22 protein-coding genes are annotated in these 24,601 nt (G+C 39.1%); 4 read left to right on the top strand and 18 right to left on the bottom strand.

Annotated elements, in window-relative coordinates:
* Nucleotides 1–204: 204 nt before the first annotated feature.
* Nucleotides 205–1,332, bottom strand: coding sequence for a M20 peptidase aminoacylase family protein (locus ACW0TQ_RS12780; RefSeq protein ID WP_455725736.1), 1,128 nt, complete (start codon nt 1,330–1,332; stop codon nt 205–207).
* Between the two features lie 213 nt (nt 1,333–1,545).
* On the opposite strand from ACW0TQ_RS12780, the gene ACW0TQ_RS12785 reads away from it, so the two are divergent.
* The gene (locus tag ACW0TQ_RS12785; RefSeq protein ID WP_341173418.1) at nt 1,546–2,961 is read left to right on the top strand and encodes a YfcC family protein; all 1,416 of its coding nucleotides are present in this window, start codon (nt 1,546–1,548) and stop codon (nt 2,959–2,961) included.
* A 123-nt stretch (nt 2,962–3,084) separates the two neighbouring features.
* Here the strand turns inward: ACW0TQ_RS12785 and ACW0TQ_RS12790 are convergent, their stop codons facing one another.
* Genes ACW0TQ_RS12790 through ACW0TQ_RS12815 form a run of 6 tightly spaced genes read right to left on the bottom strand, consistent with a single transcriptional unit; the run spans nt 3,085 to nt 7,982 of the window.
* The gene (locus ACW0TQ_RS12790; RefSeq protein WP_052484852.1) at nt 3,085–3,783 is read right to left on the bottom strand and encodes a GntR family transcriptional regulator; all 699 of its coding nucleotides are present in this window, start codon (nt 3,781–3,783) and stop codon (nt 3,085–3,087) included.
* A gap of 16 nt (nt 3,784–3,799) precedes the next feature.
* Nucleotides 3,800–5,083 carry a TRAP transporter large permease gene (locus ACW0TQ_RS12795; protein WP_042528923.1) on the bottom strand — a complete coding sequence of 428 codons (1,284 nt, stop codon included), beginning with the start codon at nt 5,081–5,083 and terminating at the stop codon, nt 3,800–3,802.
* Nucleotides 5,080–5,538, bottom strand: coding sequence for a TRAP transporter small permease (locus ACW0TQ_RS12800; RefSeq protein WP_455725737.1), 459 nt, complete (start codon nt 5,536–5,538; stop codon nt 5,080–5,082). The genes ACW0TQ_RS12795 and ACW0TQ_RS12800 overlap by 4 nt, the downstream gene beginning before the upstream one ends.
* 15 nt (nt 5,539–5,553) lie before the next feature.
* Nucleotides 5,554–6,534 (bottom strand): DctP family TRAP transporter solute-binding subunit, encoded by a 981-nt coding sequence (locus ACW0TQ_RS12805; RefSeq protein ID WP_052484851.1) that lies wholly within the window; start codon nt 6,532–6,534, stop codon nt 5,554–5,556.
* 21 nt (nt 6,535–6,555) lie between these two features.
* The gene (locus ACW0TQ_RS12810; protein WP_319022543.1) at nt 6,556–7,353 is read right to left on the bottom strand and encodes a carbon-nitrogen family hydrolase; all 798 of its coding nucleotides are present in this window, start codon (nt 7,351–7,353) and stop codon (nt 6,556–6,558) included.
* Nucleotides 7,353–7,982 carry a DUF2848 family protein gene (locus ACW0TQ_RS12815; protein WP_042528917.1) on the bottom strand — a complete coding sequence of 210 codons (630 nt, stop codon included), beginning with the start codon at nt 7,980–7,982 and terminating at the stop codon, nt 7,353–7,355. The genes ACW0TQ_RS12810 and ACW0TQ_RS12815 overlap by 1 nt, the downstream gene beginning before the upstream one ends.
* Nucleotides 7,983–8,250: 268 nt before the next feature.
* Here ACW0TQ_RS12815 and ACW0TQ_RS12820 point away from each other — a divergent pair, with 268 nt between their 5' ends.
* Nucleotides 8,251–9,852, top strand: a complete 1,602-nt coding sequence (locus ACW0TQ_RS12820) for an FMN-binding glutamate synthase family protein (RefSeq protein WP_455725738.1) — start codon at nt 8,251–8,253, stop codon at nt 9,850–9,852.
* Between the two features lie 225 nt (nt 9,853–10,077).
* Here ACW0TQ_RS12820 and ACW0TQ_RS12825 read toward each other — a convergent pair whose 3' ends face one another.
* Nucleotides 10,078–11,157 (bottom strand): tartrate dehydrogenase, encoded by a 1,080-nt coding sequence (locus ACW0TQ_RS12825; protein WP_256705390.1) that lies wholly within the window; start codon nt 11,155–11,157, stop codon nt 10,078–10,080.
* 292 nt (nt 11,158–11,449) lie between these two features.
* Between ACW0TQ_RS12825 and ACW0TQ_RS12830 the strand changes: the two genes are divergently transcribed.
* Nucleotides 11,450–12,364, top strand: a complete 915-nt coding sequence (locus ACW0TQ_RS12830; protein WP_042528912.1) for a carbohydrate kinase family protein — start codon at nt 11,450–11,452, stop codon at nt 12,362–12,364.
* A gap of 103 nt (nt 12,365–12,467) precedes the next feature.
* Here ACW0TQ_RS12830 and ACW0TQ_RS12835 read toward each other — a convergent pair whose 3' ends face one another.
* The 6 genes from ACW0TQ_RS12835 to ACW0TQ_RS12860 form a co-directional block, all read right to left on the bottom strand.
* The gene (locus ACW0TQ_RS12835) at nt 12,468–13,157 is read right to left on the bottom strand and encodes a copper homeostasis protein CutC (RefSeq protein ID WP_193063689.1); all 690 of its coding nucleotides are present in this window, start codon (nt 13,155–13,157) and stop codon (nt 12,468–12,470) included.
* 437 nt (nt 13,158–13,594) lie between these two features.
* Nucleotides 13,595–14,389 carry a phosphonoacetaldehyde hydrolase gene (gene phnX, locus ACW0TQ_RS12840; RefSeq protein WP_455725739.1) on the bottom strand — a complete coding sequence of 265 codons (795 nt, stop codon included), beginning with the start codon at nt 14,387–14,389 and terminating at the stop codon, nt 13,595–13,597.
* Nucleotides 14,386–15,480 carry a 2-aminoethylphosphonate--pyruvate transaminase gene (gene phnW / locus ACW0TQ_RS12845; RefSeq protein ID WP_193063691.1) on the bottom strand — a complete coding sequence of 365 codons (1,095 nt, stop codon included), beginning with the start codon at nt 15,478–15,480 and terminating at the stop codon, nt 14,386–14,388. Before phnW ends, phnX begins: the two co-directional genes overlap by 4 nt.
* An 84-nt stretch (nt 15,481–15,564) precedes the next feature.
* Nucleotides 15,565–16,548 carry an extracellular solute-binding protein gene (locus ACW0TQ_RS12850; RefSeq protein ID WP_226894851.1) on the bottom strand — a complete coding sequence of 328 codons (984 nt, stop codon included), beginning with the start codon at nt 16,546–16,548 and terminating at the stop codon, nt 15,565–15,567.
* A 9-nt stretch (nt 16,549–16,557) separates the two neighbouring features.
* A complete protein-coding gene (locus ACW0TQ_RS12855) occupies nt 16,558–18,183 on the bottom strand; it encodes an ABC transporter permease subunit (protein WP_226894854.1) in 1,626 nt (541 codons plus the stop codon).
* Nucleotides 18,176–18,928 carry an ABC transporter ATP-binding protein gene (locus tag ACW0TQ_RS12860; RefSeq protein ID WP_455725763.1) on the bottom strand — a complete coding sequence of 251 codons (753 nt, stop codon included), beginning with the start codon at nt 18,926–18,928 and terminating at the stop codon, nt 18,176–18,178. The genes ACW0TQ_RS12855 and ACW0TQ_RS12860 overlap by 8 nt, the downstream gene beginning before the upstream one ends.
* Before the next feature lie 247 nt (nt 18,929–19,175).
* On the opposite strand from ACW0TQ_RS12860, the gene ACW0TQ_RS12865 reads away from it, so the two are divergent.
* The gene (locus ACW0TQ_RS12865; protein ID WP_042528902.1) at nt 19,176–19,940 is read left to right on the top strand and encodes a DeoR/GlpR family DNA-binding transcription regulator; all 765 of its coding nucleotides are present in this window, start codon (nt 19,176–19,178) and stop codon (nt 19,938–19,940) included.
* Nucleotides 19,941–20,003: 63 nt separating this feature from the next.
* Here ACW0TQ_RS12865 and ACW0TQ_RS12870 read toward each other — a convergent pair whose 3' ends face one another.
* The 4 genes from ACW0TQ_RS12870 to ACW0TQ_RS12885 form a co-directional block, all read right to left on the bottom strand.
* Complete coding sequence (locus ACW0TQ_RS12870) at nt 20,004–20,585, bottom strand: hypothetical protein (protein WP_193063693.1); 582 nt, start codon at nt 20,583–20,585, stop codon at nt 20,004–20,006.
* Between the two features lie 272 nt (nt 20,586–20,857).
* Complete coding sequence (locus tag ACW0TQ_RS12875) at nt 20,858–23,254, bottom strand: penicillin acylase family protein (protein WP_455725740.1); 2,397 nt, start codon at nt 23,252–23,254, stop codon at nt 20,858–20,860.
* On the bottom strand, nt 23,251–23,517 hold the full coding sequence (locus ACW0TQ_RS12880) for a hypothetical protein (RefSeq protein ID WP_368901040.1): 267 nt from the start codon (nt 23,515–23,517) through the stop codon (nt 23,251–23,253). The genes ACW0TQ_RS12875 and ACW0TQ_RS12880 overlap by 4 nt, the downstream gene beginning before the upstream one ends.
* Nucleotides 23,507–24,430: an RsiV family protein gene (locus ACW0TQ_RS12885; protein ID WP_193063695.1), complete on the bottom strand. Its 924-nt coding sequence runs from the start codon at nt 24,428–24,430 to the stop codon at nt 23,507–23,509. Before ACW0TQ_RS12885 ends, ACW0TQ_RS12880 begins: the two co-directional genes overlap by 11 nt.
* Nucleotides 24,431–24,601 lie beyond the last annotated feature (171 nt).

Below are 24,601 nucleotides of genomic sequence, written 5' to 3' on the forward strand. Positions count from 1 at the left end.
TTAACTCTATTTGAAATAGATTAACACTAATTTTTTATTTAGTCAATATAACATTATAATGTTTGCGAATTGATATTAATGCGGAATTTTAACAGTCTATTTTCATACTCTTTATTTCAAATCTAAAAAGCCAACTCCCACCGCAAACGCAGTGAGAATTAGCCATACAAGGGCATATTTCAAACTCCTACCATTCATCCCCCATCACGCATCTCCATACACATTCAAAATAGCCTTCGTTAAAATATCCACTCCCGTTTGAAGCGCATCCTTATCAAAGGTCATATTAGGATGATGTAAACCAGGTCCCAAATTACAGCCCAAGCCCAGCATCGTGGCTTTTAATTCCGGCTTCTTCACCGTATAAAAATGAAAATCATCTCCGCCTGGCGTCAGGAGCGGCCCTACTACATTTTCTTCACCCAATACGTCTGTAATCGCTGTACGCATAAAGCTCGTTGCTTCTTCACTTGTTTCAGCTGCAGGTACGCCATGATAGTTAGTCACATCAATATCTATATCATACAGATTCCGTACAGACTCTAAAATACCGTCGACTTTCTTCACAAGCAGTTCCATTACTTCATTGGATTGCGCACGTAAATCCAAGCTGAATGCGGCGTTCCCCGGGATAATATTCGAGCTTTTCGCCCCTGCCTGGAATTTCGTCATTTTCGCTGAGTGCGGAATTCTTGGATCCATATGGATTTGACCCAGCATATTGACGATCTGCATGCCAATTTCAATCGCATTATCATTCAAATGTGGACGCGCTCCATGCGCATCTTCCCCTTTAATGACTGCTTCATATGTTTTTGTTGCACCGTGCACAATCACAGGAGCAGCCTGCCCTGCATCAACTTCTTGTTTGGGTCTGAGGTGAACACCGAATAAATAATCGACGTCTTCCACCACTTTTTCTTCCACCATTTTCAATGCACCGCTGCCTTCTTCTTCTGCAGGCTGATAAATAAATTTAATCGCTACCTTATCTTTGATGTCAGGCATCTGCTGCAATGTCCAAAGGACGCCCAATACCATCGACATATGCGCATCATGACCGCAGGAATGATTTGGCTGGAATTCACCGTTCACTTCCTGCCATAACGCATCCATATCTGCACGGACACCAATTACCGGCAGATCTTTATCAAAGTTGCCATACTTTCCGATAACACCCGTATGGTCTGGAAATGTGATTGTTTCACACCCGGCTTCTTCTAATTTTTCTTTGATATATTTTGTAGTCTCTACTTCTTCCCAGCTGATTTCAGCATGTGTGTGTAAATGTTGAAAAACCTCTGACACACTTTTTTCTATATTTTTTCCCATTTGTCTTCTCCATCCTTCATCTAGTAAGCTCTTTTTCTACGCACGAAGGTCATTCATATACAACCGCTTTCCAACAGGTCTTATTTTTGACAAGATAAGCAAGCAGCAGCCTTCTATTAAAAGTATTCTTAATTATTTTATATTGCTTTGAAGTATAAACTCTTATATAATCAATTTCAAGTTTAAGATTTTCAAAGAAAGAAGGCTTCTTCCATGTCACAGCAAGAAAAAACAAAGCAAAAAAAGAAATTTCAGCTTCCAGATGCATATGTTATATTGTTTATTATTTTACTGCTTGCCGCAATTCTTACATATATCATTCCAGCCGGGAGTTACGAACGAGAAACAACAGAAGAGGGAACGGATGTCATTGTTCCGGACAGCTACAGTCAAATAGACCAGCAGCCTGTTAGCTTGATTGATTTATTCAGCTCGATTCAAGAAGGATTGATTGGCGGCGCCGGACTAATTTTCCTTGTATTAACAATTGGCGGAACTTTCGCTGTGATTGAAAAAACAGGTGCAATTGATAACATGATTATGAAAACCATTAAACGGACACAAAACCGCGAATGGCTCTTAATTTTAATGGTTGCTACGCTCTTCTCTGTGTTTGGAGGGCTGGGAATTATCGCTAACTCCTCCATTGCTTTCATCCCAATTGGAATTATCCTGGCGAGAGCAATGAGAATGGATGCCATTGTCGGTGTCTCGATTATTTACCTAGGAGCTTACTCCGGCTTTGCAGTTGGATTCCTGGATCCGCAAACAACAGGATTTGCACAGCAGATAGCACAGCTTCCATTATTTTCGGGGCTTTCCTTACGGTTAGTTCTATATGTGATTATTGTTGGTGCCACCATTGCTTATATTATCTGGTATGCCAACCGTGTTAAAAATGACCCTCAAAAAAGCATTCTGAGTGATAATCCATTCCCTAAACTGGAAGAAAAATCCATGGAGGACGTAGATGGGAAATTAACATCGACACAGCTCACCGTATTACTTGTTCTCATAGCTGGTATTGCTATTTATGTTTACGGTGTATTCCAATTAGACTGGGACATCAATGAAATGGCAGGGATTTTCGTTGCTTTATCAGTTATTACCGCACTTATTTCAAAAATGGGCGCTAACCAAATGGTAGAAGAATTTTTGAATGGTGCCAAAAGAGTATTATATGGCGCTTTAATTATCGGAATGGCTCGTTCGATTGTAGTTGTTTTGGAAAATGGACAAGTACTGGATACGGTCGTACATAGTATGGCTGTTGTTTTAGAACCGTTTTCCAGTGTCATGGGTGCCATAGCTATGTTTATCGGAAATGGGCTATTCAACCTTGTTGTTACTTCTGGGAGCGGACAAGCTGCCATTGTCATGCCAATCATGACACCACTTGCCGATTTAATGGATATCCCGCGTCAGGTTGCTGTACAAGCCTACACGCTTGGAGATGGCTTTACTAATATTATTACGCCGCTATCCGGTGTCTTAATGGCCAATTTAGCCATTGCCGGTATTCCTTGGACAAAGTGGCTGAAATTCGCACTGCCGCTTGTGGGAATTTGGTATGTTATTGGTACGATCTTTATTGTGATTACTGTTTTGATTAATTGGGGACCGGTGTGATAGCTACATGGTGAGAGGATAATATATTACGTAAGAACAAGGAGAACAACTCATGGATGAATTGTCTCCTTGTTTTTTGTAATTTCATTTAAAAATCCACTGCAAAATGAGACTGTCATCCATTCAACAGTTCTTATCTTCATGCTGAAAATCAGTCTCTTTGTTCTGAACATCTGTATACATATTTTTTGTTCTAGATAAATGATAACGAATAGCATTTTCTACGATTTCTTTATCTTTTTGTTCCAGCCCCTTAATAATTTGATTATGTTCTTGTATTACTTCTTCCATCCGTCCTTTTTTTCGAATTGCTTGCGATCCAATTAATATAGTTAAATTATGAAATACATCATAGGATTTAAGAAAAATATTGTAGTCAGCTATTAAAAACATTTGCCGATGGAATTCTTTATCCAGCTTCATAAACCCATAACTGTCTCCAGATTCAGCAAGTTCTTTTTGCTGCTCAACAATAGATTTTAATTTAATTATATTTTTATCCGTTATATTATTAAAAATAGGCGATATAATCTCCGTTTCGATAACTTCTCTTAAAAGGAATATTTGCTGAACTTCTTTTTCTGTATGAGTTCGCACTTTATAACCTTTTCTTGGTTTAAATTCTATTAAGTCTTCATTCACTAAATCTAACATCGCTTCTCTCAAAGGAGTTCTAGAAACTTCTAGTTTTTTAGCCAGTGTTTGTTCCGTGATATAGTCAGTAGAAGGAAAATTATTATTTAAAATAATATCTTTCAAGTTATTGTATATGATATCTTTTAATGTTTTCGTTTTTATTCCTTTTAATTGAAAGTCTTCCATGTTCAATCCCTCCAAGCTATTTACTTAGCATTTCTACTGGTGCCATAATCAGTGATGGTAAATACGTAACAACTAATAATACTACTATTAGTATAGCAACTTGTGGGAATAGATGCTTGAACATTGTAGGAACTTTCTGCTTCGCAATGGATGAAACTACAAATAAGCAAACGCCTAAAGGCGGTGTAACCATACCTATTGTTAAGTTTACTGCCAAAATAATTCCAAAGTGAACCGGGTCTATACCTGCATTTAATGCCATTGGCAAAAATAACGGTGTAAAAATCGTAACCGCACTAACCGTATCAATAAATGTACCTGCAATAAGCAAGATAATATTAACTATTAATAACAATAGCACTGGATTATCTGCTGCAAATCCTAATATATTTATTAGTTGGTTTGGAATACTTTCAAAATTGATATACCAAATAAAAATAGATGCAGACCCAATTAGAAAGATAATTCCGGTTGTCGTCGCCGCAGCATTTTTAAGTATGTCCAGAAAATCCTTAATATTGATTTCCTTATATACAAATATTCCAATAATAAGAGCATATACTACTGCAACCACTCCTGATTCTGTCGCTGTAAATATACCAGAGATAATACCACCTATAATAATAATAGGCATAAGTAAAGCAAGAATTGCGTCTTTAAAGTATTTAAGAAAAGTTTTTAAATCTGTTTTATTATCTTTTATAACATAATTGTTTTTCTTTCCAATATAAATACTATATATAATTAACCCTGCAGCCATCAATATTCCAGGTAAAACTCCAGCGATAAATAAATCACTTATCGATGTACTTGCCATTACCCCATATAATATTAGAACAATACTAGGCGGTATAATAGGCCCTATCGTGGAAGCACTGGCAATAAGAGACGTTGTAAATCCCTTGTCATAGCCTTCCTTAAGCATTGTTGGAATTAACATTCCCCCAATGGCGGCGGCTGCAGCTATTGCAGTACCCGTTAACGCTGCAAAAAATACGCTACTGATAATAACAACCAACGCTAGCCCACCAGGTATCGGACCAACTATTACCTTTGAAAAATTAACAAGTCGCTGCGATATGCCGCCTTTAGCCATAATCTCGCCGGCTAGAATAAACAGCGGTATTGCTACCAGTGTAAAACTATTTATACCACTAAATAGATTTCTTGGAACATTCGAAAGGAGGCTTATATCATTTAGTCCTATACCAATTATTGAGATAAAACCCATCGCAAAAACAATAGGAACTCTTAGTACTATCAGTAAAAACATTAAAATGATCAATATTATCCAAGTCATATATTAAACAGCCTCCTTATATAAAAATAAACCATGAAGGCAGAGGAAACAGGAATTGCTAAATATAAATATGCTCTTTGGATTGGTATTAACCCTAAAGTTTGCCCTGAGGCAAAGTTCTGATTAACCAGCTCCATTCCAAAATAAATAAACACACATAGAACAATAATTGCTACAATACATTCAAGAATTTTTAGTATCTTATCTCTTTTTGCACTCATATTATCAAATAAATCTACGACAAGATGCTCCTTCCGATAAACCAGGAATGCTGCTCCAGCAAAGATACTATACACAAAAAAGACCATTAGAAGTTCTTGTGCCCAGGGTAATGGGATTTGAAATACATACCGAGATACGACTTGTAGAAAAGTAATTATGACAGTCATTAAAAGACTAACTGTCATAATTACTTCCATTACTTTAGCTAAAAGGTAATCTACTTTTTTTAACATATCATCACTACCTTCTTACTTAGAATCAATAAGACTTTGAATTATCTCTTCAGGAACTTCGTTAGAAACAGCATCCTTTACATCGATCGTTGCTTCGGTGAACGCTTCTCTATCCGGCTCTGTTACAGTTACTCCCTGTTCCTCTAACATAGATAAAATTTCATCTTCTTTTTCATCGAGAGCATTACGCTGATATTCTTTCGCTTGATTAAAAGCCTCTTCGACAGCTGTTTTTTCTTCATCACTTAACTCATCATAAAAGCTGCTGCTCATTAAAGTAACAGCTGGTGTATAAGTATGCCCTGTCAGCGAAACATATTGCTGTACTTCATAAAGATTCATGGAATCAATCGTAGCTAACGGGTTTTCTTGACCATCTACTACCCCTTGGTCTAAAGCAGAATACAATTCATTGAAATCTACTGGTGTCGGACTCCCGCCTAATGCTGCAATATGGTCTTCCCATACAGCAGCTGGCTGTACTCTAATTTTCATACCGTTGACATCTTCTGGATTGACAATTTCTGTAGAGCTATTTGTTAGATGACGAAAACCTACTTCCCAGTAACCTAACCCTTTCATCCCTTTATCTTCTGCCAAATCTAATAACTGCTGTCCTGCATCTCCATCTAATGCATTATATACATGATCTTTATCCTCAAAAATATATGGAATCCCAAAAACGTTCATCTCCGGAATGGTATTAGAAAGATTACTATCTGCTGCAACCGTTGTCATTTCAATAGACCCTGTACTTACTTGCTCAATTACATCTCCTTCAGAACCAAGCGAAGCATTCGGATGAATTTCAACTGTAAAATTAACGTTTTCATTACCTTCAAGCTCTTCTTTAAATTTTTCAGCAGCAATATGATACTGATGACTTTCTGAACCAGAGTGTGCTAGCTTAATAACTCTATTTTCACCACCAGCATCACCACTCCCACAACCTGCAAGAATGAACAACAGCACTAAAATGAAAATTACTTTTTTCACAAAAAACAGCTCCTTTTCAAGCTAATTAAATTTATAGTAATTTGTTCTGCGACTTTCAAAAATAGGTATTTCTTTTCTTATTCTATTTATATATTCCATATCTAATTGCTCCAATAATACTTCTTCTTCATTACTTGTTGCTTGTTTCATAATTTCGCCAAATGGATTAATTATGATAGATTTTCCTGCAAACTCAGTACCTGTCGGCTGTTTTCCAATAATATTCGAAGCAACAATGTAACACTGGTTTTCAATTGCCCTTGCTTGCAATAACGTTAACCAATGAGCCGTTCTCTCTATCGGCCATTCAGCAACAACAAAAATAATCTTAGCTCCATCTAAAGCTAAATCTCTAAATAGCTCCGGAAAACGCAAGTCATAGCATATAACGGCCCCCATTTTTTCTCCATCTAACTCAAATACCTCTGCTTTGTTCTTACCACCTACTAGATATTTGGGTTCATTCAACATAGGGACTAAATGAATCTTAGAGTATTCGTGGATGAATTCCCCGTCTCGGTTAACAACAAAAGAGGTGTTTAATACTCCTTCTCCCTTTGTGTTCGCTACAGATCCAGCAACAATATTTACACTATATTTTTTGGCAAGCCTTTGAATAACCCCCTTAATCGGTTCAAGGTTGTCCATAGCAAGCTTTTGTATATTTTCTAAATCATAGCCTGTCGTCCACATTTCCGGTAAAACAACTGTATCAATATCATTTAAATCTGTGTTTAGAAATACCTTCTCCACGTGTTCTATATTTGCTTCAACGTCTCCAAACTCAACTTCAAATTGTAAAACTGCTATTTTCATCATTACACCTTCAACTTTTCTACTTTATATTCTAATTCAATTGTCTTATCCATCTTTTCACTGTAAATACCACATCTAAAACCATCTCCATAGATAAAACCATTTAGAAGTGGAACCGTGCCACAGTAAACAACATAGTTTTGACTTTCTATATCATTTCTTTTTAAAAAGTCCATTATTTGTTCAAAAGGTATAATAGAAGAAACTTTATCATGCTGGTACTTGACCCAGTTACCTTCAGATAATACTTCAGAATATAGAACTAAATCGTCCCATTCATCCTGAACATCTTCAAAGTCCCACTTTTCACCAGCAATTGGTTTTGCACATACTTGTTTAGATTTATGAATCGATACCGTTTCTAAACCTCTATCCGTATGGTCACTTCCAACTGTTACAAATAAATTTCCTTCCTTATCACATATAAGGACTATTTCTACTTCACCGCTTGTTTGATTACCAATAACACTGATTGCTCCACTGTTATCAATCAAGTAATCGCTTAAATGATATAACTCCGGCACTGATTTAGGTTCCGGGACCCCTATTTTCTTTAACTCTTCAACATGCTCCCAAGTTTTCTTTTTATCTCTGCCTGCATATCCAATACAATAGAACTGTTTTTTACTCATAAGTACTTTTACCACCTCTTCAATGTATTATGCATACATTATAATTTATAAAATATTTATTGTAAAGGCTTACAGGGGGTATATTTTTTCAATTCAATCTTAAATATTGGATGTTATCTTCATGCTTTCTATAAATAAATTTCCAAAAATTAATAAAAGTTTTTTTAAAAGTGTAATCATTTTCAAAACGGGTATGTATATCTTATAGGCACATATCAAGTTTTACATATACAGTTTGATACTTTGATGTGAAAGGAGATATTTGAAAATGGAATTTTCTGCACTTACTTTTATTTTGATAGCATTGAGTATTCTGGTGATAGCTATTATTGTTATCCCGCTGGGACTGTTCAGCTACATATATTGGAAGGACAGGAGGCAGTCACAACATGCCATTCTACGTAACTATCCGCTGCTTGGTAAAATAAGATATACCGCAGAAAAAGCTGGTCCCGAGCTGAGACAATACTTATTTGATGCAGATACTGCCGGGAAACCATTTTCCCGCGATGATTATCGTGATGTGGTAATTCCAGCAAAATATCAGAAAAATATGATTGGTTTTGGTTCCCGCCGTGATTTTGAGAAAGCGGACTTTTATGTAAAAAATGCGATGTTTCCTAAACAGCAAGAAGAACTGGAGGCAGATAATACAAGAATCATTGATTCCAAAGTTTATGAAGTGAAAGAGGATAATTTGCTGAGCCGGAAAGAAAAATTAAAGGACCAAAGGATTCAGCCATGGCTTTTAAATGATGAACATGCAGTCGTTATTGGTCCTTCCTGCAGGCAGCCCTTCTGCGTAAAAGGGCTGGTCGGGATGTCTGCAATGAGCTACGGAGCGTTGGGAGAGAATGCAATTACCGCTCTGTCCAAGGGGGTTGGCATGGCAGGCGGTTCCTGGATGAACACGGGAGAAGGAGGGCTCTCCGATTACCATTTAGCGGGAGATACTGACATCATAGCCCAAATTGGCCCCGGTCTTTTTGGCGTCCGTACAAAATCAGGTGCTTTTAACTGGGATTTATTGAAAGAAAAAAGCGAAATCCCACAGGTCAAAGCCTTTGAACTAAAGCTTGCACAAGGCGCAAAAACTCGCGGTGGGCATGTCGATGCAGAGAAAGTAACAGAAGAAATCGCTTCTATACGAAATGTCGCTCCTTACCAAGAAATTGACAGTCCAAACCGTTTTAACGAGTTCGGTGACGTTCCATCCATGTTCTCTTTTATCGAACAGATTCGGAATCATACTGGTCTTCCAGTCGGCATTAAATTGGTCATTGGTAGCCCCCATGATTTAGAAGAGGTTGCCAGTTATATGAAGGAAACTGGTGCCGGCCCGGATTTCATTACTGTAGATGGCTCCGAAGGCGGAACAGGGGCAACCTTCCAAGAGCTTGCTGATAGCGTTGGACTCCCTATAAAATCAGCAGTCACCATCGCTAATCAGACGTTAAAAAAATATGGCGTTCGCGACCGCGTTACACTGATTGCATCAGGAAAACTTTTTACAGCTGATCGAATCGCTGTCATCCTCGGAATGGGCGCGGACCTTGTCCAGATTGCTCGTGCATTTATGATTACAGTCGGCTGCATTATGGCACAAATTTGTCATACAAACCGTTGTCCCGTGGGTGTAGCAACAACCGATCCTAAGCTGCAGAAAGCTCTCGTCGTGGATGAAAAAGCTTATCGGGCTTTGAATTATCTGGTCACCCTTCGTGAAAGCCTGTTCCGTATTTCCGCGGCGGCAGGCGTCACTACTCCGACGGACATTCGTGCATCACATATTCAATATAAGGATGAATATCAGCGGGTATGGTCGCTGGATGAATTAATTGATAAAGAAAGCTTCTCTGTGACTTTATAGTCCCAATCGAACTGCCTGCTCCATGTGCTGTTTAAAATAAATAAAAAGAAGCTCACAGCTGAAATAATAATTTTCCGTGAGCTTCTTTTTATTTATGCTTAACCATTTCTTTAACTCTATTGCAAAATAAACACACCATCGTCCATTCATGTGAAGCTAGGCAGACCTCATCTTAAGCAACTTCTTCATACGTAATCAGATAGCGATTTACCCTTATTAAACCAGTTACTTATGATGCAGCTTCCCCGCTATTTTCTCAACAAAATAATCTCCAACTTCTGAAGTACTATGCTTTCCTCCTAAATCTGGTGTGAGCACTTTCTTTTCATCAATTATTTCTTTTATCGTTTCAACAACGACACTTCCCCATTCTTCCTCACCAAAATGCTCTAACATTTGCGCAACCGACCAGATAGCTGCAATAGGATTAGCAATCCCTTGCCCGGCTATATCAGGTGCTGAACCATGAACCGGCTCAAACATGGAAGGATAATTTCTTTCCGGATTTACATTCGCCCCTGTCGCTAGCCCCATCCCGCCAGTAATTGCAGCGCCGATATCTGTCAAGATATCTCCAAACAGATTGGAGGTTACTACAATTTCAAAACGTTCCGGCTGCATAACAAAAAACATACTTGCCGCGTCGACTAAATAGGATTCTGTTTTGACATCTGGATATTCCTTCCCTACTTCTTCAAATACTTCATCCCAGAAAACCATCGAATAGTTCAAGGCATTCGCTTTACTGATACTTGTCAGTGATTTTTGTTGCTTACGTGCTTCCTCGAAGGCATATCGGATAATCCGTTCTGTCCCTTTCCGGGAAAAAACACCGGTTTGCAAAACAACCTCTTCTTTTTTCCCTTTAAATAACCAATCCCCGGCGCCGGCATATTCCCCTTCACTATTTTCCCGGATAACAAGGAAATCAATATCTTTCTCTGATTTATTTTTAATTGGCGTCAGTTCTTCATTTAATAACCGCACGGGGCGCAGATTCACATATTGATCAAAACCCTTACGAATTTTCAATAGTAAATCCCAAAGTGAAATATGATCAGGAACCCCAGGATAGCCTACAGCTCCGAGATAAATCGCATCAAATTCTTTCAATTGCTCTATCCCATCATCCGCCATCATTTTTTGATGTTCTATGTAGTACTCACATCCCCAAGGAAAACGTTCAAATTCAAAAGAAAGTGTATTATCCAGCTTCTCGATGGCCTGCAGCACTTTTACACCCTCTGCTACAACTTCCGGTCCTATTCCGTCTCCTGGAACAAGCGCTATTCTCCATTTTTTCATTAAAAACCCTCCACCCTATCGTTAATCTATTCATTTTATCTTGACCTGGCTTTTTCCAAGGAAAAAACCTGTTTTTCATTCCTTCACTTCTCAAAAAAGTTATATAGTTATTATACCACCCAAGGATGCGTTTACATAATAAAGATAAGATAATCCTTGTTTCTCTGACCACACATTCTCTGAACGATGATAGAATATATAGATAAATAGATATCAGCTTTTTTATTTGTTGTAAGATGACATACAAAAGGAATTGCCATCAGATATCGTCTTATATAATGGAGGGGATAAAATGAGTATTCTATGTATCGGTCAAGCTGTTTATGATATAACTTTTCCTATCGACAAGCCGATTGTTGAAAATCAAAAATACCGCATTCCGGAACGAATAGAATGTATGGGAGGCCCGGCCGCAAACGCGGCTTATTTGTGCGCACTCTGGGGAAGTAAAACGTCTCTTATCAGCAGGATTGGAAATGACTTATTTGGAAAGAAAATTCTAGAACAATTAGAAAATACCGGAGTCGATACCACCTCTTTAAAAGTAGATGATCAGCTGGCTACCAGCATCAGCTCCATTATAGTTAACCAAGAAAATGGACATCGAACCATTCTAAATACTCCCTTACCTCTCGAAAATTATGAGCCGGATTGGTCAGTCCATTCGCCCGATGTGATTCTTATGGACGGCTATGAAAAAGCATGCGCTCTTCAAGCATTTCAAAAGTATCCAAAAGCTATTACGTTAATGGATGCCGGAACGTTTAAGCCGGAGCTTTTAGATATTATTGAAGCTGTTGATTATCTTGTCTGTTCGAAGGATTTCGCCTATCAATATTCTGGAATAACGATTGATATGAGTCATAAAGAGACCTGGCGGGATACTTTTTCAAAACTGGAGAAAATCAACCCAAATACCATTGTGATAACCTTAGGAAGCGATGGGTCTATTTATAAAAAGGAAGATACAATCTATCACATTCCTGCCTTTCATGCAGACACAATGGATACTACTGGCGCAGGGGATATATTCCACGGTGCTTTTGCTTATTGCTTAGAGAATCATTTTTCGCTAAAAGATACGGTACGGATTGCTTCGCTGACAGCATCGATTTCTGTTGAAACCCTTGGCGGACAACTCTCCATCCCGAGTTTGGAAAGCGTGAGAAATAGAAGAGATGAGTTAGGTTTGGAGATGGATATCTAATCGCCTTCTATTGGATATTTTAAAAACGGTTAAGACAGGATATGAACTGCCTTAACCGTTTTTATTTCATGATGCATGCAGCTTCAACCAAGCTTGCTGATGATTACTTGCTTAACGCTTTCCGGATCCTCGCTATCTTTCCTTGATCCATCCCTTCTTCAAATGACTGATTATACCTGACACCACTGCCAAAATGATATTCCTTTGCTTGAATCACCTCATGCAGGGAGGCTATATTCTCTGCTCCCAGACCGCTTCCCGGCAAAATATTCGGACCCTGTAACTCGTTCTGTAATTGAACCAGCTCATGCAGCATATCCTTTCCGCCAGTACAATCCGCTGCACCGCCAGAAGTTAGGATTCGCTTAATATTTTTTCGATAAGGTACCAGTGTCCGGTAAGCTTCTATTTGATTGCGAGTATCATCAAAAGCACGATGAAACGTCACATCCAAATCAGGGAATTGGCTGCATAAATCATCTAAAAAGACAGTATCTATTGTTTTATGTTCTGTCAGCGCACCAATTACAATCCGCTTATACCCCATCTCATAGAGTAAAGAAATATCCTTTTTCATTGCCAATTTATCTTCTGCACGATACATAAATCCATAAGGATGCGGTCTAATCATTACTTGAACAGGTATTTCTACGCTGTTCATTACGTGGTGGACCGTTCCATAAGAAGGTGTCAGGCCGCCTAATTCAATAGCCGAAACCAGCTCTAATCTTGTGACACCAAGCTTTTCAGCTTCTTTTGCATCTGCTGCATGTTGAACGATACATTCTATCATGTTAGAGGTCCTTTCTGTGTTTTGTTGTGAGTTTATGCGGGTCGTCAATTCTAAAGCATCACCCTCCATTATCTTTAACTGCTTCCGTCTTCTGATATCGGTTTAATCAGATTTGATAAATATTTTGCTTTTATAAACGACGTTAGCGTGCATTCATCCGCTTTTCTAAATTCATGTTACAGTCCCACCTTGCTGGTCTGATTATAACACGGCTGAGAATGGGAGCGTGTTGTAAAAGCTTCTTAATTATTTTTGCCGAATATGAAATAAGTTATATTTATTTCTTGAAATGATAATTATCAATAGCGGGGCAAAAAGTCCATTGTCCCTTTGAAAAGAGATATATAAATAGCCGTGTTCCATACTTTGAGAAAAGTAAAACACAGCTATTTTAAAATTTATATTCTATTTAAAAAAATCACAAACCTAAAGCATATTCATTCCATAAACCGCCGTTCAATCTCCCCAATAACCCCAGGCAGCTCACCAATAGTCCGGATCGTAAAATCAGCCCCGCGCTCTATAAAGGTATTCTCTACCCGAGCAATCCATTCCTCCTGCTCCGCTTCAGATAACGCGTCAAATTCTTCTTCACTTAGCCCCATTTCTGAGCTGCCGACAACAACCGCAACAGCCCAAACACCAGCATTTAACGCCTCATCGATATCCGGAATCGTATCTCCCACTTTGACGACATGACCAGCTGCTGTTAATTTCAATGCTTCCATATTTCGGTAAATCATATATGGATATGGTCTTCCCATTCCGCTTGTCCCGTCTGCTGTCATATAAAAGTCTGGATGATATCCCTTTTTCTCTGCTTCTGGAGCAACAATATCCATCATTTTTTGCGTATAGCCAGAGGTAGAGCCGATTTTTAGGCCTTGACTTCTTAACTGTTCTATCGTTTCCAGTACCTCTGGTTTCGGATCTGTGTACATTGCTAATGTTTCTAAGAGAGCAGCTTCAAAACCAACATATAAGTTCTCTACATCTTGTTCGGTGAATTCCTGGCCGTACTTTTCATTCCATAATGCTGTAATTCTCGGCATAGATAGCATCGTCCGAATATGATCAATCTTTGTTAATCCCATTGGTTCTCTCGCCTCTTCTACGGTAACTTCAATGCCCGCATTTTCAAAAACTGTTACAAATGCGTGTACCGGTGCAAAACAGCCAAAATCAATCGTTGTCCCTGCCCAATCAAATATAATGCCTTCTACTTTTTTCATTTTACCACTGCTCCCATATATTGTTGGATGACATTGCATAATCTTTTTATATCCTCTTCATAGACTTCTCCGATATTGCCTACCCGGAATGTATTTATTTCTGTCAGCTTGCCTGGATAAAGTACAAAGCCTCTTTCCTTCACATAATGATAAAAGTCTGCAAATTCAAATGTATCATTTGGAAATAGAAATGTTGTAATAATTGGTGACTGTCTCTCCCCCGGGATATACGGTTGGAATCCAAGCTGTTCTAAACCTTCTCGCAGCAGCTGATTATTCCGCTGATAGCGCTGGAACCTGGCCGGTATTCCTCCCTCTGCCATTAATTCGTCGATAGCTTTAGAAAATGCTGCTACTACATGGGTTGGCGAGGTATAACGCCATTTTCCGTCCTTATTCATTTCCTTCCATTGATCATATAAATCTAAGGATAGACTGTTTGCATTCCCTTCACAGGCCTGTAATTTATCCAATTTCGCAATAACAAATCCAAATCCAGGCACTCCCTGAATACATTTATTTGCGCTGCTGATCAAAAAATCTATTCCTAACGCCGGAATATCCATCTCAATACCTCCGAAACTGCTCATCGCATCAACAATCAGTGTTTTCTGATAAGCTTTAGCAAGTCTGGATACCCTTTCCAATGGATTCAATATGCCGGTTGTTGTTTCACAATGCACCATCACCACGTGCGTAATTGCAGCATCATTCTCTAAAATGTACTTTAACTCCAATTCATCGGGATAGGCATTGTAAGCAACATCGTAATGCTTATAATGTAAACCGATATAATCTGCCATTTTCACGATTCTTTCCCCATACGTACCATTCGTGATAATCAATGCTTTATCCTGATTATTCATGGCTGTGGTCATCACCGATTCCACAGTAAATGTTCCGCTTCCCTGCATCAATACTGTTGTATAATCCTCTGGGGAAGCCTTCGCAAGCTGAAGCAGCTGCATACGGATTTTCTGAGTGATATCCTTGTAGTCCTGGTCCCATGTGCAGCGGTCAAAGAGCATCTCCTCTTTCACCGTATTTGTGGTTGTTAATGGACCCGGTGTTAATAATTTATATTGTTCCAAAATACATCGCTCCTTGTTTACAGATTAGGAAGGCTTTAACTTTGTAATCCCTTTGTGATTTTCTTAATAACTTCATTCAATTCCCTACTTGGCAGAGTTAAAGAATGCTTGATGCTGCTCCAATAGTTCTACATTTAATGGCTGGTCAAATGTTTTAGGATGCGCCGGTTCATGCGTTTCATCAACCGTTTCTCCTTTATAAAGTGCTACCGGATAATAAGTTAACAGCTCTTCTCTTGCATCTGTTGAAATGACCTCTGCCATTTCCATTGCTTTTTGTGATTTTTCGTCATCCTCCTTGTTTACAACTGCTGCTGCTTCTGTCAGTGAAAAGTTCCCTTCTGCCGGATCAACAAAATCAATTGGTGCTCCAGATTCCTTCGCTGCAACTGCCTGATGTCTCAGTCCGAACCCGGCAGCAACTTCCCCTGCCTGTACTTTGCTGATTGGACCTGAACCAGAGCTTTCCAGATGTGGTCCTACATTTGCGATTAAATCTTGGAGAATTGCTTTCCCCTCTTCTTCTCCATATTCACTGATTACCGCCTGTACCATCAGCCATGCTGTGGAAGAGTCCTCAATGTTCGGAATCGATACAAGACCTTCATATTCAGGCTTTGCTAAATCGGCAATACTTTCTGGAGACTCCAAACCATGCTGTTTGAGTACTTCCGTGTTTACAAAAATAGCACCTGTATTTCCTAAAACCGGCGTATAATAAGACGGGTGCTCTTCTAATGCCTCTGCTTCAAAGGTTAAGTCCGCAAACATCTCATTCTGTTCCTGGGCACTGTCCAGGAAATAAGAGCTCATGGTAACCACATCTGCTTCTATTTGATCTCCTTCTGCCAGCAGCTTACCTCCCAGTTCGGATGTACCTTGCGATTGCAAAATATATTCTCCTTCATAGCCTGCAGCGTCCAATGCTGTTTCCATTGCTGCGGTTGCTTCCTCATCTGCATTGGTATAAATCACAACATCGTCACTTCCTTGCGCACCACATCCCGCTAAGGTAAACGCTAAAGCCATTCCTGCTCCGATGATCGATTTTTTCATGGTGTTCAACATGTTTTCCCCTCACTTCTTATAAATTTCTACTTTTTTTTGAAGAACTTCACATACCGATCTAACTAATAAATTGGTTAAGAATATAAGCACCGATAAAACGAATATTTCATTGAACTGGGCAAAATGCTGCAGTTCATTAATTTTACTTGCGACAACCGTTGTCTGAGCGGATACCAGAAAGATAACACCGCTGATTGTAACCATTGCATTCATAAAATAGTAGCTGAACATCTCTAAAACGGTAGATATGGAGTTTGGCAGAATAACGCGATATACCGTTTTGACCCAGCTGTCCCCCAATAATTCTCCGGAGGTCTCCCAGCCAGGATTCATTTTTGTTAAGGCATTTTTCGCCATTAAATAGGGCGTTGTAAAGTAATGCATGATATTACATAAAACAATAATCAGAAAGGTTCCTTTTAAACTGCTCCCATTAAAGAGCAGCAAATAGGATAAACCAAGAACCATACCAGGCACTGTATTGGTAATCATCGAAAAGACATCGACGGTTTGCCTCCCTTTTACTTTGGTACGTGCATTAAGAAGCGCTGACCCATAGGCGATAACCGTTCCCAATACAGCTGTTAAAACAGCAACAATCAGTGAATTTTTATACACCGAAACGAGGTCATTGGACTGGAAAACACCAGCGATATGCTCCCATGTAAAGCTTAAATCATAAGGGAAAGCCGTCACGAATGGTGTAATAAACATGACTGCAAATATAGAAAGCATCCCCAGCAAAATAATCGCAGAAATAACGCCATAAAAGCTGTCTCTAAATTTGCTTGACGTTATTTCTGTTTCACTGAACTTATCATAATGAAAATTAAATCTCTCCAGATAGTTCAGCAGAAAAATTCCGATGACAGCAGGAAATAACATCAGTACAGCAATCACAGCACCTTCACTAAAGTCAGGAATTGATCCAAGCATCGCTTGATAAAGCTGTGTGGCAACAACATCATACGTACCGCCTAAAGACGCCGGGATGCCGAAGTCTGTGAAACTGAGAATAAACGATAAAACAAACGCTCCCCCCAAGGCACCTAACAATGGACGGGTAACGGTGTTCCAAAAGCTTCTTAAGGTTCTGTCGCCCATTAGCTTCGACACAATGATAAATTTCTTATCGATATATTTAAACGAATTATGGATTAATAGAAAAGCCGCCGGCAATGTATAGATAACATATCCAATCAGCAGCCCATTGAAGCCATAGATTTCAAATAAATTTCTGCCAAAAAGCTTTGTCAGTAACCCCTGATTTCCAAAGGTGTACATAATAGCAAACCCGTAAGTAATCGTAGGAATCAGCATGGGAATAAGAATACCGATTTTGACAGCACCCTTTAAAGGCTGATAGATTTTCGTACAGTTCACTGCATATGCTAAAGCAAATGCCAGCGTCGTTGTGATAATCGCTGTAACACCGGAAACCTTGAAACTATTTCCTATTGCATGGATTAAGGCGTCATTGGTCAAAGATGCTATATAATTTGAAAGCCCTATCCCTCCGTCTTCCGTCATAAATGAACGAAGAAATAAAACAATCAATGGAATGAACAGAAAAGCAAAAAAGAGTAATAGGATGATGATAAAGATAATCCGTATTTCTGGTTTTGCATTACGCATACTTTTCACCAAACAGATGAAAGATATTTTGCCGCTTAATTTGAAGCTGTCTCAGGATAAACTCCTTTACAAAATCATTTTTCGGCTGGTTAATAATTTCAAATGGTGTTCCAAACTGTGAGATATTTCCTTGATTTATAATCAAAATCTTATCGGAGATCGTTAAAGCTTCCTCCGGGTCATGCGTCACGATAATCGTTGTCAGGTTAAATTTCTTGGCAATCGACTTAATTCTTTCTTTAATTGATTCCTTAATTACACCATCTAACGCACTTAACGGCTCATCCAAAAGAAGCAGCTTCGGCTTCGTTACAAGCGTTCTTGCCAAGGCAACCCGCTGCTTCTGTCCGCCTGACAGCTCGCCAATTCTCTTTTTCAAATGCGGCTTCAGCTCTAAGAAATCAATATACTCCCTGACGTCCTCTGCTGAAGCACCCTCTTTTTTATTGCGTAATCCATAGACGATATTTTCATAAGCGTTTAAATGTGGAAATAACGCGTAATCTTGAAAGACAATATTAAAACCGCGATTTTTCATAGCTACATGACTTACATCCTCGTCATTAAAAATAACTTTTCCCTGCTCAATCTTAGTCAGTCCCAAGATAATATTTAATAAAGTTGTCTTTCCGCTTCCACTCGGTCCAAGCAGTGATACAATTTCACCGCTATTAATTGTAAGGTTGATATTTTCTAATACGATTTTCTGGTCGAATTGTTTGCTGATATTCTGTAATTCTAACAACATGACCACCTCCTCTGAGTTACCCCTATCATATAAAATAAGTATTAAGATAAATCAGTTATTTTATTAAGAGTATGTAAATTATATATAAATTAAGCATAATTTGTGCATAAATAATAACTATATACTTTTATACTTATGCATGTTTCATTCAATTTTTTATAAAAACCGATTGATTATCCTGCAAATTATCCGTAAACTAGCTTTAAAGAATAGACTAATAACAACGTTACATGAGGAGGATAAAATGCTTCCAGTTGAGAGACAAAAGAAAATAATTGATTTGTTAACAGTTAAAAAAGTACTGAAAATGCCTGAGCTTCGGGAAGAAATGGGAATTTCTATTGATACATTGCGAAGAGATATCAGTGCGCTTGCCGAACAGGGAAAAATCAAAAAAATATACGGTGGCGTCAAATTGGCAGAACCAAAGTTTGGTGAAGTTTCCATGGAAGAACGCATGATCAGCCATCTAGAGGAAAAGACAGCAATTGCAAAAACATGCGATGAACATATCGAGGATGGAGACTGTATTTATTTGGACAGCGGTTCGACGACGTATCAAATTGCAAGATATATTAAAGAGAAACGAAACCTGACTGTCATTACAAACTCTGTCCCTGTCATACTTGAATTAATGAACAGCAATGTCGAGCTCATCGTTATTGGGGGAAAGGTCAGAAAGAATGAACGCTCTGTTGTCACCTATGATTATTTATTTAACTTTCATCAGTTAAACATACAAAAAGCATTCATCTGTGCAAGCGGCATTACAATGGAAAAAGGAATTTCGGATTACAATGTGGAAGAAGCGCTTGCCCGTAAAAAGATTATTGATATTTCTCATGAAGTCTATGTTGCTTCGGACAGTTCAAAATTTGGAAGGAATGTAACGGTGAATATTGCCGGACTGGATGAGGTTGATTATGTTGTGACGGATCAGAAAGTGAGAGAAGAGGTGATAAGGGGATTTGACGAGGTTAAGACAGAGTTGATTATTTCTAAGGAATAACTGAAAGCACCTATCAGCATGAAACGTCCAAATGCAATTTGATAGGTGCTTTTCCCCTGACTACTATTCTAATTCTCCAATCTCAGCTAAACAAGAATCCAGCACATCCCTATCCAGACTCTCCCAATCAAATTGCTCCATCAGCGTTTTTTCAGAACTTCCCTTAACAGCATCCTCTATTAACATAACATCATCATCCCCTATAGAAAATCTGGCGACGATATTCGTTTCTGTAAATAGCGTTTCCTCCTGTTGTCCCCATTCCTCCTCCAGCAGAGAAACATCCAGAACTTGAAAAGGAATTTCTTCAAAAAGCATATCTATACCGTCCCTCTGTAGACATGCATTTAATAAATCCGTTTTCATTTTATTATTCTGATTCAGCGGCTGCATATTCTCCCCCTCATCATTCCGCTGCTCTGCTATAGACGACGTCATATTCTTAAGTGGAAGGATACCGTTTTTCTCTGTCAAAACCATATAAAAACTGCTCGATACTAAAATAAAGCTAATGAATAATAAACTTGCTGTGCCAGGTGTAATTGCCTCTTTTTTTACAAAAAATAACCTGCTGACTACGACTGATAAATAGATGATGAATGCCATTAATCCTGCTGTAAGCAAAAGGATTGGCCAAATATCCATTGCTCTCTCCTTTCTCCTCGCATAAGTATGAGGGGAGTACTTTTATAATTTGCATCGATTAACCTACTACAATTATACTATAATACAGATTAATTATTTCATTATTTTCATAATTAAAGCCTTTGTGATCTTAAAAAACCACAGCACAAGGAGATTAAACCTAGTAATGTATCTATTTTTGATGATTTCCATCAACAAAAAAATAATGACTCCTCCGTACAGAAACAGCTAGCGGAGGATCATTATTTTTCATTCTAATCGCTCATTGTATTTCATTCCTCTGGAGTCAACGTCAGCTCCAGACCCGAAGTCTCATCCAGCCTCGTCTCATGATAATTCCCTTCCACCCAGTCGCTCATTTGATTCTGATACCATTCACTCTTGAAATGACCATCCTGACCTGGACCGACAATATGATACCCGGCATGCATATCGTTCGTATCTATTACAAACCGCCAGGAAGCACCGTGGTCGACCTCGCCTGTTTCGGAATGATAGCTGGCAGCCATGGGCGTCACGCCGCTTCCTCCAACGGGCAGAGCATCTTCACGATTAAAGAAAAACGCTAAAAATGGGCTGATGCCTGATAATGGGTGGTTAAATTGCACCTGATGATAATCACCCCATGTCCAGGCAGACATATCTTCTCCATGTTCCTCCGTCAGTTTTTCTACAGTTGTTTTCAGCGAATTGGCCAACACTTCTTCCAATCCGCCGTTTTCTTCTATCCATATGGAATCCTCTCCATGAAAAGCTGTGCGCAGCAGATTTTCCGTTGCTTGGGATTGGGTGGAGAATAACCCCCGCATGGTGCCTGGTATTTCTTGACGGTAGATATGATTTTGAATTTCCCGCATCCAACGTTCAAAGATAAGCGGCTGCGGTGCGTCCTTATCCATAACAAAATCCCAGTCAGCCAATAATTGGACCGCATCCTGCTCTTGCTCTGTTAATGCTTCATCCGCTAGGACGTCTTGAAATAAAGGAACAAATTCCCGTGCTCTTAAGTCAGTCTGGTCCATTTGCAAATCCTGCATTTCTTCTATGGTGAAATCATCCCCTGATTCCAGTACCTCCGCAATCCGCTCATAGCGATAAGGCTGTGCCCACACGTTACTGATATGATAAGGATAATCATCTGGATCAACCTTATTATTAGCCGTTGCAATAAAACCCTTCTCCGGATTAACAACCGAAGGCAATTCATCGAATGGAATAAAGTCCTGCCACTCATTCTCCGCTTCCCAGCCATTCAGCGGCAGTAAAGCATCTTTCCCATCTTCATAAACAGGGATTTTGCCATTTGCTTTAAAGGCAATCGTGCCATCATTCGATGCAAACACAAAATTCTGTGCGGGAACAAGAAACTTCTCCAGCCCTTCTTCAAATTCCTCCCAATCGGCAGCACGGTTCATCTCCATAATTGCCTCTAATTCGGTACTTGGATCCAATGCCGTCCATCTTAAAGAAAGCACGGTCTCCGCACCGGTATCTTCCGCAAATTCGGAAACAATGGGACCATGACGTGTTTCAGTCACTTCATAAGCAATGGTTTCTGCGTCTTTTACTTTGATGGGCTCTTCAATCATTACTGCTTCTTCCCATTCATCCTCGTATAAAAATTCATTTGGATTATCAGGGTTGCGCTTTTCAATATATAACTGCTGTACATCTGGACCTGTATTGGTCACGCCCCAGGCTATCTGTTCATTATGGCCAAGAATAATCCCCGGAACTCCGGCAAAAATAACACCGCCCACATTCAACCCGTCATGAGATTCTAAGTGCATTTGCAGCCAAATCGACGGAGTAGCGAGTCCAAGATGTGGATCATCTGCCAATAGCGGCAGGCCAGATGCTGTTTTATCTCCGCTGACCACCCAGTTATTACTGCCATTAAAAGGATGGGGAATTACCGCATTCTCAAAGCTCGCTGCAATATCCAGTTCATCCTCTTGGATGATTGTCGGCCTGTTTTCTGGATAAGCAGGGAATAATTCATATGCCTTTTCCGCGTCATATTTATTCAACAAATAATAATTAAAAGCCTGCTGCTCCCAGTGTCCGCCAAGATCAAACGCCATAAATTTTCCAATCGTTAACGAATCCACCGGCGTCCATTCTTCCGGTTCAAAGTCCATTAATGTGAACTCAATCGGCAGGCTGTTACTTTCCTTCGCTTCTTCCATATACGCATTTACTCCATCGGCAAAGGCTTCCAAAACTTCTATTGACTCATCCCTATACACTTCATACGATTCCTCCGCTGCTCTTCTTAATCCCAGCGTTCGGAAATACTTATCCTGATTGACCGCATCCTCCCCAACGACTTCACTCAACGTCCCCGATGCCTGCCTTCGAGAGAGCTCCATTTGAAACATTCGCCGATCTGCCTGAATATAGCCCTGTGCAATATATAAATCACGGGCGTTATCTGCTTGAATATGCGGAACCCCGTCTTCATCCGTTATCACCGTTACTTCCTTCTCAAGAATGGAAAGCTCCACCGTCCCCTCTGTGGTTGGCAGTGATTTATTTATGTATCCGTTTACAAACAAAGTAACAGCAAGACCCAGGACAACAATAAATCCTAATATACCGATTGATATTTTCTTTTTACTGAATCTTTTTTTCTTAGGTAATGTTTCGTAGACTTTCTTTCTCTTCACCAATTAATAAATCCCCCTTTGCAATGCACTATTTCATGTCCCTCTTTAAAGAAAATCATAGCATGGTGGGTTAGGATGTCAAGACTGCTATAATCTGGAATAGATACAGCATGGTTTGTGTTGTATATAGATATGCTTGCTTTAGAAATAAATTCTCTTGAAAGATATACAAAAAGAGAACCAAACAAATTCACCTCTCCAACAAAGCTAACTGGCATTCTATTCTCCAGCCAATAGAATGCCAGTTTTTCATCAAAGTTCATTCAGTTCATCAAATGTTACCTCTACATCAAACACTCCGTAAGCATATGGTCCAAGCTCATAGTGCTCGTAATGAAAAATAATCGAATCTTCCATTAGAATAAAGCGCTGAAAATTATCCCATTCCGGCTGTGTTGCCTCTTCCAGCATATCTAATTCCGGCCCCTCATTTTCCAGCTTATTATATATTAAATCACCAAGATTACTAAGCTGGGATTCATTTTTCACAAAATCTTGTATCGATAATTCCCTTTGGTTCTTTAAATCATAATTAAAAGGATATTGATACGTATATGGATGCGGCCCGCCAAAATCCATAACATGTCCAAACATAAAGGAGATATAATCATCCGTTACAGTCGGTTCCCAAAAATAAAGACTTTCTCCTCCTTCATACGAAATTTCTGCAAGCAGCTTCTCGTTTTCTTCAAATTCCGTCTCAAATTCTTCAAAATGCTTCTTGGCTTCCATCTCAATCGCTTTATCTGCTTCTTCTGTGCCAAACACGGGATATTCTGCAGAAATCTCAGCCCACTCCCCATGTTTTTCTACCTTTTCTATATCGTATTCTGTGGAAGTTGGTGATAGAAATGCTGCATCCTCCTGTTCTTCACCATTTGTTTCAGATTCACCCGTTCCCGTCCCTATGTCGGCTTCTAGCGTTTTCTCATCTGTCATGTCTTCCTTTAATTCTTCGTCTGCATCTTGGCTTTTAACATCAGCTTTATTTCCCTCTGGTTCTTCTGCTTTTTGGTCTGCATCATTTGATACTTCTTCTTTTTCCGTCACTGTTTCACGTGAATCATCCGCTGCAGCTTCCTGCGTCTCCTTGCTGGCATGATTATTATTGCTGCTGCATCCAATCAGCCCAAAAATAAGTATAGCAAGCCCTAGAATAATACATTTTCTCTGCATTACTTTTTCTCTCCCCATATGATATATTGACTGTGGTTGAATTGAATATTCTGCTTTATTTAATAATACCTTTTATTTTACCATAACTAGACATACGTTCGGGCAGCAACTTTTTGGTGTATTGTAACTTTTCAATGATGAAAATGCGTACAGGCGAAAAAATTTAAAAGC

Source organism: Oceanobacillus sp. M60 (assembly GCF_053839645.1).

Bases quoted from the DNA above. Each gene is read 5' to 3' on its own strand.
- ACW0TQ_RS12830 (WP_042528912.1), top strand. From the start codon at position 11,450: ATGAGTATTCTATGTATCGGTCAAGCTGTTTATGATATAACTTTTCCT.
- ACW0TQ_RS12835 (WP_193063689.1), bottom strand. From the start codon at position 13,157: ATGATAGAATGTATCGTTCAACATGCAGCAGATGCAAAAGAAGCTGAA.
- ACW0TQ_RS12820 (WP_455725738.1), top strand. From the start codon at position 8,251: ATGGAATTTTCTGCACTTACTTTTATTTTGATAGCATTGAGTATTCTG.
- ACW0TQ_RS12785 (WP_341173418.1), top strand. From the start codon at position 1,546: ATGTCACAGCAAGAAAAAACAAAGCAAAAAAAGAAATTTCAGCTTCCA.
- ACW0TQ_RS12825 (WP_256705390.1), bottom strand. From the start codon at position 11,157: ATGAAAAAATGGAGAATAGCGCTTGTTCCAGGAGACGGAATAGGACCG.
- ACW0TQ_RS12850 (WP_226894851.1), bottom strand. From the start codon at position 16,548: ATGTTGAACACCATGAAAAAATCGATCATCGGAGCAGGAATGGCTTTA.
- phnX (WP_455725739.1), bottom strand. From the start codon at position 14,389: ATGAAAAAAGTAGAAGGCATTATATTTGATTGGGCAGGGACAACGATT.
- ACW0TQ_RS12870 (WP_193063693.1), bottom strand. From the start codon at position 20,585: ATGGATATTTGGCCAATCCTTTTGCTTACAGCAGGATTAATGGCATTC.
- ACW0TQ_RS12800 (WP_455725737.1), bottom strand. From the start codon at position 5,538: ATGTTAAAAAAAGTAGATTACCTTTTAGCTAAAGTAATGGAAGTAATT.
- ACW0TQ_RS12790 (WP_052484852.1), bottom strand. From the start codon at position 3,783: ATGGAAGACTTTCAATTAAAAGGAATAAAAACGAAAACATTAAAAGAT.
- ACW0TQ_RS12885 (WP_193063695.1), bottom strand. From the start codon at position 24,430: ATGCAGAGAAAATGTATTATTCTAGGGCTTGCTATACTTATTTTTGGG.
- ACW0TQ_RS12880 (WP_368901040.1), bottom strand. From the start codon at position 23,517: ATGAACTTTGATGAAAAACTGGCATTCTATTGGCTGGAGAATAGAATG.
- ACW0TQ_RS12810 (WP_319022543.1), bottom strand. From the start codon at position 7,353: ATGATGAAAATAGCAGTTTTACAATTTGAAGTTGAGTTTGGAGACGTT.
- ACW0TQ_RS12795 (WP_042528923.1), bottom strand. From the start codon at position 5,083: ATGACTTGGATAATATTGATCATTTTAATGTTTTTACTGATAGTACTA.
- ACW0TQ_RS12855 (WP_226894854.1), bottom strand. From the start codon at position 18,183: ATGCGTAATGCAAAACCAGAAATACGGATTATCTTTATCATCATCCTA.
- ACW0TQ_RS12865 (WP_042528902.1), top strand. From the start codon at position 19,176: ATGCTTCCAGTTGAGAGACAAAAGAAAATAATTGATTTGTTAACAGTT.
- ACW0TQ_RS12815 (WP_042528917.1), bottom strand. From the start codon at position 7,982: ATGAGTAAAAAACAGTTCTATTGTATTGGATATGCAGGCAGAGATAAA.
- ACW0TQ_RS12780 (WP_455725736.1), bottom strand. From the start codon at position 1,332: ATGGGAAAAAATATAGAAAAAAGTGTGTCAGAGGTTTTTCAACATTTA.